Raw genomic sequence first — 13,001 nt, forward strand, 5'->3', positions numbered from 1 at the left:
CACTGTATTTGTTGGGATTACATACAAAGTATAAGGAGTATTATTAACTTGAAAAAGAATGTATATTTTGTTGATTAACAATTTAAATTGTATAATCCAAAGAATCTGCTCACCTGATTTCCGTGAAAATGTACATCACCGCACGAAAAAAAGCCGCGATATTCGCGGCTTTAAGCTCATTCCCTTTTGCATCTTATCACAGTTCAATTACTTTAGTGGCAATATTGTTGCAGAACTCACTATCATGCTCTACAAAAAGAATCGTCGGTGCGTATTCATGCAGCAGCTCTTCAATCTGCATCCGGGAAATCACATCAATAAAATTAAGCGGCTCGTCCCAAATATGCAGATGGACCTTCTCACATAGACTTTTGGCAATCAGCACTTTTTTCTTTTGTCCGCCGCTGTAATCCTCAATGTTCTTTTCGAATTGCACTCTGGAGAAATCCAATTTTCTAAGAATCGCTTTGAACAGGCTCTCATCTATGTCATTCCGCCTCGCGTAATCTGTCAAATTACCCTCTAGATGTGAGGTATCCTGGGATACATAGGAGATCTTAAGCTGGCTTCCTTTTCTAAAAGTACCGGTATAACTAAGCTCCTCCCCGCAAATCAATTTGATAATGCTCGATTTACCGGAACCGTTCTTCCCTGAAAGCGCGATCCGTTCGCCCTGCTCAATGGTGAAACTGACATCCTCACACACCGTCTTCTCCCCATATTGGATCGAGACTCCAATCAGCTCGGCAAGCTGGTTTTTGTGATAAGCCAGCTGTGAGATCTTCAGATTTTCGGAGCTTTCAATATTTTTGAGCAGCTTGGAACGGTCGTCAATGGACGTCTGCTGTCTTTGCTCAATACCTTTAGAGCGTTTCATCATTTTGGCCGCCTTATGGCCTACGTATCCTTTGTCTAACTTGGAGCCGGAATTGCGGGTACCATTTTTCGATTTTTCCACTTTATCCGACCAGTCACTAGTTCGTTTAGCCGCTTCCGACAAACGCCGGATATCTTTCCGCAGATGCTCGTTCTCAGCCAGCTCTGATTGATCCTGACGCTGTTTGTTCTCCCACCAATCCGAGAAATTTCCTTTTTGAATCTCGATGTTGGTCTTGTTGATTGAGAGAATGTGATCCACGCAGTGATCCAGAAAGGACCGGTCGTGCGACACGAGGATAAATCCGCTTTTGCTGTTCAGATAGTCGCTAACGAGCCGCCTTGCCTTCATGTCTAAATGGTTGGTTGGCTCATCGATGAGCAGGAAGCTATCCTCTTTGAGGAATAAAGCAGCCAGCAACACCTTGGTTTGTTCCCCGTTTGATAAGGAATCAAAGGGTCTGTATAACACATCCTCAGATACCTCCAGCAATGTAAGCTCACGCATCAACTCCCAATGCTGATAATCCGGGTAAATTTCCTCTACGACATCTATCGTATGGTACTCCTTGTGCTCAACGTGGAACGGAAAATAATCAAAGCTGACCTTAGCAGAAATCTGACCGCTATATTCGTATTTACCGAGCAAAAGGTTCATAAAGGTCGTCTTCCCTCTGCCGTTCCTGCCCGTAAATCCTAACTTCCAATCACTATCGAGCTGAAAGCTTACATTCTCAAATATATTATCGTAGCTGCCCTCATGGGCAAACGTGAGGTTCATAACATTAATCAATGACATACAACCATCTCCTTGTGTAAAAAAATAAGAGCTACAAGAAAGTTACTTTCTCGTAGCTCAAATAAACACAACAAATCTAACCCCTTGAGGGCATAGATAAGGAGATATTGTTTGAGTGAAAAGAATACGTAACTTTCTTGCATCACAAATAAAACATGCGAAAAATCATCGCTTTTTTGTTTTATCGCTTCGCAAGAATTCTACATATTCCTTTCAACCCCTGTCATCAATAATTAGGGTAATTTTAACATGCATGTCGTTAAATTTCAACTTTCAAATTCGTTTCCTCTGCAAATTTCCCTTTAGCGAGCTCTTTTCGATAAGAATCGGCTGCTTTTTTACGAGCCTGCACCTTTATAACGTCTTACCCCATAGTTCCAAGCCATCAGTCCGATGCCCAGGAATACCAGGCCAACAACAGGCGTCAATAACGCCATATTCTTCATTTCGTCACGCTGCAGGAAAAGCGCCGCTGGGTAGATACCCACAAACGCAAACGGGATAATCCAGGTGAGCAGCACCTGAATTGCCCGGTTATAGATCGTCACCGGATAGCGACCATACGACTGAATGTTGTACATCAGCGGGAGAATCCCGGTCGGTGCATCCGAGTAGAACGATAACGAAGTCAAAGCCGTATAGATGCCTGTATAGATCGCTACCGCGCTTAGTGTAAAGAGGATCAGCACCGGTATGGTCCACCACTCAAACGGAAGGCCAAGATTGGACCCGCTGATCCCCATGATGATGAGACCGATGAAGGAGCCCACGAGTGCCGGCGGATCTATATTTTCCAGAAAAATCTGGAACAGGTTATGCGCCGGACGCGTCAGAATACGGTCCATCTCACCCTTAACGATATAACGCTCACTGAAGCCCCACATGTTCACAAAACAACTGAACACGCCGAAAGGCACCATAAAGAAGCCGTAGACGAACACCACTTCGTTCTGATTCCAGCCGCCAAGGCTGTTGGTATGCATGAATATAACAAGAATGAAAATAAAGTTCGTTGCCTGAAACAACAAATCCGAAATGACCTCTACCCAAAAGTCGGCACGGTAGGTCAGCCGGGTCTTCATATAATTTTTAAGATACTCTATGACTAATCCAAAGTAATACAAACTTCCTCAACCTCCCTGCACGAACAGACGCTTCCGCGCCGCATGGTATAGCCAGACAATCGGAATGAGCAGCAGCAGGAACCAGAGAACCTGAATTCCTAGCACATTCCATATTCCAACGCCCTGTACCCGTCCCGTGAACACGGAACCCGGCAGGTACGTGATTGCCTGAAACGGCAACACCTCAAGCACGGAGGACATCCAGCCCGGAAAGAGGCTGATTGGTACGATAAGACCCGAGAACAGATCGACGACAACACGTTTCATCCGCATCATGCCCTCATTATTTTCCACGAAGAAGGCCAAGAGACCGGTGATTATGTTGATCTGTGAGTTGATCAGGAAGCTAAAGAACAGCATGACCAGGAATCCGATCCAAGCAGACGGGGCAGTCGGCAGATTTACCGGGAACAGCAGCATGGCAATGGCCATACCTGGGATCATGAACAGCATAAACCGGAAGAGTCCCTCTCCGAGTCCCTGCATCATTTTGACCAGTATATAGTTATAAGGCCGTATGAATTGGATTGCGATACTACCATCCCGTATATCTGTCGAGATTTCCCTATCCAGATTGTTAAAGTAAAACGCACGCGCCATCCAGGAAACCGCAACATAGGTGGTCATCTGAGCAGCCGTAAAGCCGCCAAGTGCCTGTCCGTCGCCGTAGATTGCTTTCCAGGTAAAATAGTTGACCCCAATATTCAGTGTATAGATTAGGATACCTGAGTAGTAATTCACCCGGTAAGCCAGCATCGTTAGAAAACGAATGCGAATGAAATCGAAATAGGCACCGAGCAGCAGCTTGCGGCTGTTGCCCCCGGAGTCAGGCCTGCGGGTGGAACCACCCGGAGATGAAGATGCCACACCGAGCATTTTAGACATGTACAACCTCTTTCCCGTCCTGCTCGGCCCGCGCTTCTTCCGGTTTCTCGGCAGAGCCAGATTGGTAGATGCTGCGTACGATATCGTCCGTGTTCGTCTCGATGATCTTAATATCCGTGATATCAGCCTGTCCGACCACGCGGCCCAGCACATCAGATACGTTCAAGTCCAGCGGAATCCATGCTTTGGCATTCAGGTCGTTCTCCGCAGACCAGGTCACCGGCATGCCGTCCGTCCAATGATTAAGCTGTCCAAGCTTGGTGGCCGTTCCGAATTGGAACAGCACTTCCCGGCCGGTCCCCCAGCGCTGCTTCAGCTCTTCCAGTCCTCCGTCATAAATGATCCGTCCGTCATCCAGCATAATGACACGTGAGCATAGTGCTTCAATATCCTGCAAGTCATGTGTTGTGAGGAGAATGGTCGTGCCATGCTCACGGTTCATATCCTTGAGGAAGTCGCGAATTTCCGATTTCACTACAATATCCAGTCCGATTGTTGGCTCATCGAGGAACAAGATCGAAGGATTATGCAGCAGCGCCGCCACAAGCTCGCAGCGCATCCGTTGACCCAGGCTGAGCTTGCGCACCGGACGATTCAACAGTTCTTGGAGCGCAAGCCGTTCCACCAGCTCGTCCAGCCGCTTCTTGAAGTCAGCTTCCGATACACGATATACCTTGCGCAGCAGCTGAAAGGATTCAATAACGCCGATATCCCACCATAGCTGGCTGCGCTGTCCGAATACAACGCCGATATTACGAACGAACTTCTCCCGTTCTTCATACGGCACATAACCACCAACCGAAAGTACGCCGGAGGTCGGCACAAGAATGCCGGTCAGCATCTTGATGGTTGTCGATTTCCCGGCTCCATTCTCTCCGATGTACCCGCAGATTTCTCCTTCGGGAATCGTGAAAGAGATGTCCTTGACCGCAGTGACTTCGGTGTATTCCCTTTTAAACAAATCAGCGAAGGCCCCTTTGAGGCCCTCGCGGTTTTTCTGGACTTTAAATGTCTTTCTTAAGTCCTGCACTTGAATGGCAGCCATATTATACCTCGCTAAGCTAAGAGTTGAATGAACAGATTAATATTATAATGCACAATGCGGAAAAGCACTAGCCAAAATAAGCGGCTTCCAGTTTGTGTGTGGAAGCCGCTTAAAAGATACAATTATTAAACGATTCTAATATTGTCGCGTAGCTCGCCATTAGTATCATCGTTTAGGTGACCTGAACGGGTAACCTTGGTGCGCAGATACTTCTCGTTGAAGGAGGAAACATCGCCCCAAAGCGGTACTCTTTTCACAACATTCATTCCCGCTGTCTTCAAGGCATCAAGCTTTCTAGGGTTGTTGGTAATCAGAGTGACTGGTTTGTGGCGCAGGTGCTGCAGCACGCTGATCGCATCGGAGTAGTTCCGGGAATCATCTGCAAACCCCAGCTCCAGATTAGCCTCTACCGTATCGTATCCTTCTTCCTGTAAAATATAAGCCATCGCCTTGCTGAACAGGCCAATGCCTCTTCCTTCATGATTGGCGAGATAGAACAAGGCGCCTGAGCCATGCTCTACGATCATTTTCATGGATTGATGCAACTGGAAGCCGCAATCGCAACGCTTGCTACCAAAGATATCCCCGGTATGGCAGATGCTGTGCATACGGATCAGCGCATCCTCAGAACCTTCAAAGTCGCCGTAGACCAATACGCTCGACTGTTGACCTTCGGCAAGATTCAGAGATGATAAACGTTTAATCAGGGCTGCTGTAGCTTCCGGACTGTCTTCTTGAAGCAGTTCTTCATCGGTAACTTTCAACCAGTTATACCATTTAAAAGTCACCGTCTCCCCGTCCAGATTGACTGGCAGAGTAATCGGGCCTACCAATATATTGGTGGACTCATCCATTGTAATCTTCTTAATTTTTTTTTGCAGAATAGAAATGATATCAGGTTTAATCATGAGTACACCTTCCTTGAGTTCATTTATAGGTTATGTTTGTTAAACAGAATATTGCTGCAATTAGGCTGCGCTAAACAAGTAACTATTTGTAAGTTAGTTTATCATTGTAATATAACTTCGTCAAGTTATAATATATATTTTAATATTTATAATTACTTAATGTAAGTTTGTGATATAATGAATGCAGAGGTGATGCCAATGAATGATTTCGACATGTGTCCGCGCTTCGAGAAAGCCGTTGATCTATTGAGCAAACGGTGGGTGGCCCTGATTGCTTTCGTACTCATCCCAGGCCCTCGTCGATTTGGCGAAATTGAGAGCTGTCTTTCGAACCTCAGCGGTAAAGTCTTGTCCGACCGTCTGAAGGAAATGGAGAATGAGGGAATTATCGAACGCAAAGTCTATCCGGAGATGCCGGTACGAATCGAGTATTCGCTTACGGACAAAGGTCATGCGCTAGCCCCGATCCTTGGGGAAATCAGCAACTGGTCTTCAGACTGGATTGAGCTTGGTGTAAAGATTTGATTCCCCGCGGCAAGCAAAAGCGCCCTTTCTGACTTCCCGTCTATACGGAAGCCAAAAAGGGCTGCTTTTGTTGTTGGAGAGATTTCCTGCGCGTATTGCGTGCGCTCACAGATCCTTGCGCCCAAATATCCACAGACCTAGCAGAAATGCTACTAAGGTATATCCGGCGCCATACATAACGAAAGTGCCTGATGGAACATTGGCAAAACTGTTGATTCCGAAGGCAGCGGTTTGCAGCGAAACCACACCACCCAGTTCTTTTAAATTGAATAGCTCGGATAGCATCTTACGCTGCATTCCGTCTACCGGCATGAGCAGTGAAATGACTCCGGTCATATTTTTCAGCGAATTCATAATTTCAGGCTCCAGACCAATCGAGGTCGACAGCTTCTCAATCATTCCCCCTAGCCAGCCCGCCCCGTATAGCATGGTCATAAATACACCATTGCCCAAAGCTGAGAACCAGCTCGATCCCAACATAGATACCGTCACCAGCATGGGAACTGCTGATGCAAACAATAGAAACGACAGGATCCACGCGGTAGGGTCCATTGGTATTGCAGCATGAAATTTCGTGATCAGCATAATGGCAACATACAAGAGTAAGGCATAACCCAGACCCAGCGTAATAAACCCCAGCCAGCGACCCAGATACCATTTCCAGCGCGGGAGTGGCCGAGGCAGCAACGCTTGCAGCACTCCTTGCTCAGCTTCTCCCGCTATAGCTGAAAACGAACTGAAAATGGCCAGAAATGCTAGCACGAATGAACCGAAGAAAAATCCTAGCGTCAATATAATTGTACCATTGGTAAACTTGGCGATCAGCAGTTCTGAATTGCCCGTTCCCCATCTCCCCTCGGGAATCCCATGTTTACCTAAGCTGGATGCCACAAACCAAAAAGCCAACAAAAAGATGATCGTCATTAGCAACGTTAATACCATGACTCGCTTACGCAGCATTTCTTTCCATGTCATCCCCATAATGATGCCCATTATCGCTCACCCCGATGGTTCAGCCCCGACAGGACGTTCACGAACCATTCTTCCAGACGTTCTTTTTTACGTGAAACTTCATATAAGGTCATCCCCTGCTCCATAATCAGCGAATTTAACCAGCCTACCTGCTCCTCACTATCTAGCTCTGCTTCCAGCCAGACCACACTGCTGTCTTCTGCTTGTGCTGGTGAAAAGGCGTTTGCGTCTCTCTTCAGATCGATGGCCACTTTGATGACAAGTCCGGTTCTCTCTTCCAGCCAAGACAGCAAAAAAGGCGAATAACCGCCAACTTTAAAAAGCCAGCTCATTCGCTTATGAAGCACCTCGGATACACTGCCGTGCCGCAGAATAACTCCGTTATTCAGCAGCGCCATCCGGTCACACAGCATTTCAACATCCTCCAGCAGGTGGGAGTTGAGAAATATAGTCTTCCCCTGATTCTTGAGCTTCTTCAGGATAATGCGCACTTCGCTGCGTCCAATTGGGTCCATGGCCGAGGAAGGCTCGTCCAAAAAGACAATTGCGGGGTCAGCCACTAGCGCACACGCTAATCCCAGCCGCTGCTGCATCCCCTTGGAATAATGCTTGACCTTATCCCGGCTTCGGATACCAATCCCGACTTCTTCCAGAACCTCACGAACTCTCCGCTCTATGGAAGAGGACTCCACTCGGCTGAGCCGGGCATGCAGCTTGACCACTTCTTGTCCAGTCAGCCACTCCTGATAACGGTACAATTCTGGCAAATACCCGATCAGTGACTTGGCTTCCATTGTACCGATTCTGTGTCCCATTAGAGAGGCGCTACCGCTCGTCGGTGAAATCAGCCCCACGAGCATTTTGACAAAGGTGCTCTTGCCCGCCCCGTTGGGGCCGAGGAAGCCGAAGGCTTCCCCTTTCCCTACAGTGATTGTGACATTTTGGCAGCCACGGCCGTTGTCATACGTTTTGCTAAGTCCCTGGGTTTCGATCGCGGCAACACTCATGATTGGATCAGCTCCTGCAGTTTAGCCATCAATTTCTCTTTACTATTGAATGTGTTCCCTCCATTAAAGTTGAACAACTGCCCGTCCTTCACCCAAATGGCACTGTAATTCTTATAATCCTTGCCCATATCGGTCGTTTGCAGCATAACCGTTACGCCAGCTACCTGAACTTGTTCGCTACTGTCGTTAACAAATACCGGCATCGGAATTTCACCTGACAAGATTCCTGTTTGCTGCAGACTGCTCTTTAGGCTTTCAGGGAGTAGCGGGAAGTTGAGCACGGCCTCCAGCGCTTCCTCTACTTTAATAGAAGGATCTACCGTCAATACAGGTGTCTTCATCTGCTGCAAGCTTGCCCAATCATTTTTATTCTCTGCAAGATTGTAATTTACAATCTCAGGGATATGCAGCGTAATTGGCTTACCGTCCACCGATTCAGGCAGCAGCTTTACCGCTCCTAATCGTTTCATGACTTCGTTTGTTTTTTCAACTTTCAGACTAAGCTTAATCTCCTGCGAAGATGAAACAAACAGCTGTCCATGGTTACTCCGGAGTGCAGCGCTCAAGGGAGAATAACCTAAGGACTCCTGTATTTGCGCCGGGGACATGTCTCCCGAAACCATGCCAGGCGTGCTCTGGAATGATCCAAAATCATTGACAGCTTCATGGATGTTATCTCTGTCGGTGAGCTGGTAGAACATATTACGCAAGTCATCCTCATTGACAGCTGTAACTGTCTCCATGCGGAACTGGTTCAGGAGCGAGGCCATGGCCGTGTTGCCGACAGGGGTCGCTAATACTACAGCAAGAGCAGCCACGCCGGCTACTGCCGCCGCCCACTTGCTGCGACGAGTCATTTTCCAGCGGCGTAATGGCACATTATTGTGAGAAGAGCTATCCGAATACGTGGCCCTCTCCTCTTGCGGCATTTCTCCAACCGTTATTTCAGACTTCATGCTTATTACAGGGCCCCCTTCTTCTTTATCTGAAGTCAGTCCCCATTCATTCCAGCGGGGATTTATTGCCTCTCCGGCAAGGGTGGCTTGCAATCTGGCCCATGCCTCATCCGTTGCTTGTTTCTCTCTATCGTTGTTCAGGGGAAGTTTCGTCATCGGTTTCACCCTCCTTTAATTTAAAAGATTTCTTTAATCGATTTGTGGCTGGGCTTTGGTTGCCGTCTTCCTCAATCTTGTCGTAGCCCGGTTAAGCAACGTACCAACTACGGGTGCCTTCACCCCTAGCTCACCGGCGATTTCTGCATAACTGTAGCCCGAGTATTTCAGGAGCAGTACCTGCCGGTCACGTTCCGGCAGTTCATCCAGCCATTCCCGTACATCCTCCTGGTCCAGCTTACGAAGCACTGCGTCTTCACCCGTCGGGGGTGCAGCTTCACTGCCTAAGAACAATTCTTGCTTGTCCTGTAATCGGCGTTCCCTGGCCTTCTTGGTCATGTAGTCATATCCGATCCGAGTAAGCACCCTATGGAGCCATGCGCCAAGGGCTGCAGGATCATCCGGTGGATTGCGGTACAGCCTCAGGAACACATCCTGTGCCAAATCGTCCGCAGCCGCTTCATCTCTGATCAGCGCCACCAATTTACGTCTTACAATGGGATAGTGTTCATAAAATATATTTTGAAATATTTCTGATTCCGGAATATTCATTTTGTTTATACCTCCTTATCCGCTGCAGCTATAAGTAAGACGACTAACAGCTATTTTTTGTATCAGAAGGATTAGAAAAAAATCATTTTTATCTTAACACATGCAAAAAGACAGCTCCTTTTAAAGAGCTGTCTTTTACTTTTCCCAGTTTAATGCTGGAATAAGCTAGAAATCTTCACAATTTGCTATTGAATTATCTAGTAAAATATAGTAATTTTAAGTAGGCAAGTAAACCAAATTGAGAGGCGGAATTAAAATGGAAAAAATGTGTATGGAAATGATGATGAGCATGTGTATGGAGGACATGATGGCTAAGATGAACACCATGAAGATGTGCATGGAGAAGATGTCTGAAATGAACATGATGGACATGGATATGGACATGATGATGAAGAAAATGCAAGACTGCGATGAAATGATGACAATGTGCATGACCATGATGCGTGAAGGAATGCAAATGTCTAAGTAATTCCATTGTCTGATTTATTTTTCTTAATCAAGTGAATCCCCAAAATTCACTTTACAAGAAGACCATCAAGTCTTGGCAGAGCAGACAACTGCATGCCATTTTTTTATGTTCACCTATTACTCTCGTATCTCTTCCTCTGCTATCTAATACCGATATATTTACTCTGAATCCGCTTCGCTAATCTAATCCGTTCCAGCTTTAGCTCCCAGATCTTCTCTTTCAGCGAATTCTGATCCTCTGTAGGTTCATTCTCACGCAGCTTGTTGAACAACTCCACCAATACTGCATTCACATCGTCAAATTGTACCCACAATTCCCGGACACTTTCTTCTCTTTGCTTCTGAGCGGAAGCTGCGGGAAGGTTATTCAATCGCTCAATGATGTCAGCCTGCCACTGTCCATCGTTAATCGCTTTGGCGTAATTTAAAAGATCCAGATAATCATCGACTGACATGTGTACCGACTCCTTACTCTCTGTATACCAAGTATTATACTCGGTATTAAGGAAAATGCAATGCCTTATCCATAAAAAATTGTAAAATCTTCTTTTCTACATAAGACGAACTTAAGATCCTAACGTAAGGCTCGGTCGTCACTACGGTGGAATGTTTGGACTTCCGGCCGCTGTTGTCTCCAGATTTCTTTCCATTGTACCGCTGTTTGCGGTTGAAATCCGAAGACAGCCTATGCTTCCGTCGCGAGCTTTCCTTCGGAAAGCTTTTGGGCGGTCGCTACCGCTCCTACAGTTCCAAACTTCCCCCTTCGTTCCTTCTCACTTTTTGTTTTAATTTCTTTTATTCGTCTTATGTAAAAAAGACCGGCCCCTCCACACGGAAGAAACCGGACCTCACATCAATGAACCTATTACTTGCCTTGTTTATTATGCCAGATTAAGGCATGTAATTGTGGCAATACCCGCACCCGGTTCAATGCAGGATCGGCGATCACCTTGTTGAACAGCCATTCCAGGCGCCTTAGCAGCCTTCCCGAGATGTCGCCAGCCTCCTTAACATTGTCGTTACCCGGCTGCAAGAAGAGCTGTACATCCTCATACCGCCTATGAACCGATTTGGCATATTCCAAATCTTCTTCCCCAAAGACCACGACCTTCAGATTATGTGTCGCGCGTCCATACTCCCTCATGTTCCGCAGAATATGGTCCAGTACTTCCCAATCGGTCTTCATCCCCGAGCTTGGCGGCTTCGGACTGATGGTTAAGACATCCACATCATAGAACCAATCCTGCCACCGGCTCCCTTGGGTTTCGATAGCGATCTGAATGCCTTTTCTATGAAGAAGATCGATGAAATGCTTCATCCCCTCACCGATCAGCGCCGGGTTGCCCCCAGAAATCGTCACACTGTCAAAATTGCCGTCAGCCAGAGCCATCAGCTCTTCTACAATCGTTTCTGGTTCCAGCAGGCGGAGCTTGTCTTTAGCTGACCCATCCCAGGTAAAAGCCGAGTCGCACCAGCTACAGCGGTAATCACAACCGTAAGTGCGTACGAACATCGTTTTCACCCCAATAACTGCACCCTCGCCCTGAATGGTAGGGCCAAAGATCTCGATGACCGGCAGCTTACTCACAGTCACACCCCCCATAAAGGCGGTAAGACGGACCTTCTATCGGAATATCTTCCGCCAATACTTCCGCCCATGACGTTGGTGTTTCCCAGAGCTTCACAGAGTACAACGGCAGCCCGGCTTTCTTCAACTCATAGGCCGCGTAGGATGACAAATTCTCGGCTGTCGTGCGGAATGAGAGTTGTGCAACCTTAGAGCCCGAGCTGTACAGCGACTCAAGTACAGGTTCATTGCCTGTAGCGAGAAAAGCATGATCCAGACGATCAATCAGTACCTCCTGCACCCTCGCCTTGATGTCGCTAAAATCAACGACGAAGCCTTCGTCAGAATGCCCCTCCTGCACGGAAGGAACACCTTTCAGCACAACCTCCAGCTTGTAGGTATGGCCGTGAAGATTGCTGCATTTCCCCTTATGACCAATAAGCTGATGGGCAGCGTCAAAGGTGAAGATTTTGCATACCGAAACCTCGTTCAGCATGAGTCACCCTTCTTTCGCTCCCCTTCGTACTGCGTCAGTCCACGGCTGCGCAAGAGGCACGCGGGACAAGTCCCGCAGCCACTCCCAATGATCCCGTTGTAGCAGGTCAGCGTGCGCTCACGAATATAATCAAAGTGGCCCAATTCGTCGGCCATTTTCCAGGTTTCTTTTTTATCCAACCACATCAGCGGCGTATGAATCACGAATTCGTAGTCCATCGACAGATTGAGCGTCACATTCAGCGATTTCACGAACACATCACGGCAGTCCGGATATCCGCTGAAATCAGTCTGACAGACCCCTGTTACAATATTATGGTAGCCAAGCTGCTTGGCAAGAATTGCCGCAAACGACAGGAACAACAGATTACGTCCATCCACAAAAGTACTTGGGAGCTCATTCTCTGCTCCTTCTTCAATGGCGATATCTTCCCGTGTCAATGCGTTGGGTGCCAGCTGATTTAGCAGTCCCAGATCAAGAATATGTTGCTTTACTTTAAAATCAGCGGCAATCTGCTGTGCTACTTCAATCTCAGCGGCATGCCGCTGATTATAATTGAACGTGACCACTTGGACCTCATCATAGTGTTGAAGCGCCCAGATCAGACAGGTCGTGCTGTCCTGGCCGCCGCTAAAGACGACCAATGCTTTTTTATTCATCTTCGA

General features: G+C 47.3%; 15 protein-coding genes. 2 read left to right on the plus strand and 13 right to left on the minus strand.

All coding sequences use genetic code 11. From position 1 onward, the window contains the following. Positions 1-196 precede the first annotated feature (196 nt). From ACFRAM_RS00455 to ACFRAM_RS00475, 5 genes are all read right to left on the minus strand, one after another. Complete coding sequence (locus ACFRAM_RS00455; RefSeq protein WP_379463961.1) at positions 197-1,675, minus strand: Lsa family ABC-F type ribosomal protection protein; 1,479 nt, start codon at positions 1,673-1,675, stop codon at positions 197-199. A 338-nt stretch (positions 1,676-2,013) separates the two neighbouring features. After that, complete coding sequence (locus ACFRAM_RS00460; protein ID WP_379464720.1) at positions 2,014-2,757, minus strand: ABC transporter permease; 744 nt, start codon at positions 2,755-2,757, stop codon at positions 2,014-2,016. Positions 2,758-2,805: 48 nt separating this feature from the next. Then, positions 2,806-3,600, minus strand: coding sequence for an ABC transporter permease (locus ACFRAM_RS00465; RefSeq protein WP_379464721.1), 795 nt, complete (start codon positions 3,598-3,600; stop codon positions 2,806-2,808). A gap of 76 nt (positions 3,601-3,676) precedes the next feature. After that, positions 3,677-4,729 carry an ABC transporter ATP-binding protein gene (locus ACFRAM_RS00470; RefSeq protein WP_379463963.1) on the minus strand — a complete coding sequence of 351 codons (1,053 nt, stop codon included), beginning with the start codon at positions 4,727-4,729 and terminating at the stop codon, positions 3,677-3,679. 125 nt (positions 4,730-4,854) lie between these two features. After that, positions 4,855-5,637 (minus strand): GTP cyclohydrolase II, encoded by a 783-nt coding sequence (locus tag ACFRAM_RS00475; protein WP_379463965.1) that lies wholly within the window; start codon positions 5,635-5,637, stop codon positions 4,855-4,857. 198 nt (positions 5,638-5,835) lie between these two features. Between ACFRAM_RS00475 and catR the strand changes: the two genes are divergently transcribed. After that, positions 5,836-6,162, plus strand: coding sequence for a catDE operon transcriptional regulator CatR (gene catR, locus ACFRAM_RS00480; RefSeq protein ID WP_175370149.1), 327 nt, complete (start codon positions 5,836-5,838; stop codon positions 6,160-6,162). Positions 6,163-6,267: 105 nt separating this feature from the next. Here the strand turns inward: catR and ACFRAM_RS00485 are convergent, their stop codons facing one another. Genes ACFRAM_RS00485 through ACFRAM_RS00500 form a run of 4 tightly spaced genes read right to left on the minus strand, consistent with a single transcriptional unit; the run spans position 6,268 to position 9,805 of the window. Beyond that, entirely contained in the window at positions 6,268-7,155 is an 888-nt protein-coding gene (locus ACFRAM_RS00485; protein ID WP_379463967.1) for an ABC transporter permease subunit, read from the minus strand. Beyond that, positions 7,155-8,141, minus strand: coding sequence for an ABC transporter ATP-binding protein (locus ACFRAM_RS00490; protein WP_379463969.1), 987 nt, complete (start codon positions 8,139-8,141; stop codon positions 7,155-7,157). Before ACFRAM_RS00490 ends, ACFRAM_RS00485 begins: the two co-directional genes overlap by 1 nt. After that, complete coding sequence (locus ACFRAM_RS00495; RefSeq protein WP_379463971.1) at positions 8,138-9,253, minus strand: hypothetical protein; 1,116 nt, start codon at positions 9,251-9,253, stop codon at positions 8,138-8,140. The genes ACFRAM_RS00490 and ACFRAM_RS00495 overlap by 4 nt, the downstream gene beginning before the upstream one ends. A 33-nt stretch (positions 9,254-9,286) precedes the next feature. Then, positions 9,287-9,805: a sigma-70 family RNA polymerase sigma factor gene (locus ACFRAM_RS00500; protein ID WP_379463972.1), complete on the minus strand. Its 519-nt coding sequence runs from the start codon at positions 9,803-9,805 to the stop codon at positions 9,287-9,289. A 256-nt stretch (positions 9,806-10,061) separates the two neighbouring features. Here ACFRAM_RS00500 and ACFRAM_RS00505 point away from each other — a divergent pair, with 256 nt between their 5' ends. After that, on the plus strand, positions 10,062-10,274 hold the full coding sequence (locus ACFRAM_RS00505) for a hypothetical protein (RefSeq protein ID WP_175370154.1): 213 nt from the start codon (positions 10,062-10,064) through the stop codon (positions 10,272-10,274). A gap of 139 nt (positions 10,275-10,413) precedes the next feature. Here the strand turns inward: ACFRAM_RS00505 and ACFRAM_RS00510 are convergent, their stop codons facing one another. From ACFRAM_RS00510 to queC, 4 genes are all read right to left on the minus strand, one after another. After that, a complete protein-coding gene (locus tag ACFRAM_RS00510) occupies positions 10,414-10,728 on the minus strand; it encodes a hypothetical protein (RefSeq protein ID WP_379463974.1) in 315 nt (104 codons plus the stop codon). A gap of 410 nt (positions 10,729-11,138) precedes the next feature. Then, positions 11,139-11,861 (minus strand): 7-carboxy-7-deazaguanine synthase QueE, encoded by a 723-nt coding sequence (gene queE, locus ACFRAM_RS00515; RefSeq protein WP_379463976.1) that lies wholly within the window; start codon positions 11,859-11,861, stop codon positions 11,139-11,141. After that, positions 11,854-12,336: a 6-pyruvoyl trahydropterin synthase family protein gene (locus ACFRAM_RS00520; protein ID WP_379463978.1), complete on the minus strand. Its 483-nt coding sequence runs from the start codon at positions 12,334-12,336 to the stop codon at positions 11,854-11,856. Before ACFRAM_RS00520 ends, queE begins: the two co-directional genes overlap by 8 nt. After that, the gene (gene queC, locus ACFRAM_RS00525) at positions 12,330-12,995 is read right to left on the minus strand and encodes a 7-cyano-7-deazaguanine synthase QueC (protein WP_379463980.1); all 666 of its coding nucleotides are present in this window, start codon (positions 12,993-12,995) and stop codon (positions 12,330-12,332) included. Before queC ends, ACFRAM_RS00520 begins: the two co-directional genes overlap by 7 nt. Positions 12,996-13,001: the final 6 nt, after the last annotated feature.

The organism is Paenibacillus sp. NPDC056722 (assembly GCF_042790635.1).
Taxonomy (GTDB): domain Bacteria; phylum Bacillota; class Bacilli; order Paenibacillales; family Paenibacillaceae; genus Paenibacillus_AQ; species Paenibacillus_AQ agri.

Excerpts from the sequence above, each read along its gene's own strand:
- ACFRAM_RS00455 (WP_379463961.1), bottom strand. The coding sequence starts at position 1,675 with ATGTCATTGATTAATGTTATGAACCTCACGTTTGCCCATGAGGGCAGC.
- ACFRAM_RS00460 (WP_379464720.1), bottom strand. The coding sequence starts at position 2,757 with ATGAAGACCCGGCTGACCTACCGTGCCGACTTTTGGGTAGAGGTCATT.
- ACFRAM_RS00470 (WP_379463963.1), bottom strand. The coding sequence starts at position 4,729 with ATGGCTGCCATTCAAGTGCAGGACTTAAGAAAGACATTTAAAGTCCAG.
- ACFRAM_RS00475 (WP_379463965.1), bottom strand. The coding sequence starts at position 5,637 with ATGATTAAACCTGATATCATTTCTATTCTGCAAAAAAAAATTAAGAAG.
- catR (WP_175370149.1), top strand. The coding sequence starts at position 5,836 with ATGAATGATTTCGACATGTGTCCGCGCTTCGAGAAAGCCGTTGATCTA.
- ACFRAM_RS00485 (WP_379463967.1), bottom strand. The coding sequence starts at position 7,155 with ATGGGCATCATTATGGGGATGACATGGAAAGAAATGCTGCGTAAGCGA.
- ACFRAM_RS00490 (WP_379463969.1), bottom strand. The coding sequence starts at position 8,141 with ATGAGTGTTGCCGCGATCGAAACCCAGGGACTTAGCAAAACGTATGAC.
- ACFRAM_RS00495 (WP_379463971.1), bottom strand. The coding sequence starts at position 9,253 with ATGACGAAACTTCCCCTGAACAACGATAGAGAGAAACAAGCAACGGAT.
- ACFRAM_RS00500 (WP_379463972.1), bottom strand. The coding sequence starts at position 9,805 with ATGAATATTCCGGAATCAGAAATATTTCAAAATATATTTTATGAACAC.
- ACFRAM_RS00505 (WP_175370154.1), top strand. The coding sequence starts at position 10,062 with ATGGAAAAAATGTGTATGGAAATGATGATGAGCATGTGTATGGAGGAC.
- ACFRAM_RS00510 (WP_379463974.1), bottom strand. The coding sequence starts at position 10,728 with ATGTCAGTCGATGATTATCTGGATCTTTTAAATTACGCCAAAGCGATT.
- ACFRAM_RS00520 (WP_379463978.1), bottom strand. The coding sequence starts at position 12,336 with ATGCTGAACGAGGTTTCGGTATGCAAAATCTTCACCTTTGACGCTGCC.
- queC (WP_379463980.1), bottom strand. The coding sequence starts at position 12,995 with ATGAATAAAAAAGCATTGGTCGTCTTTAGCGGCGGCCAGGACAGCACG.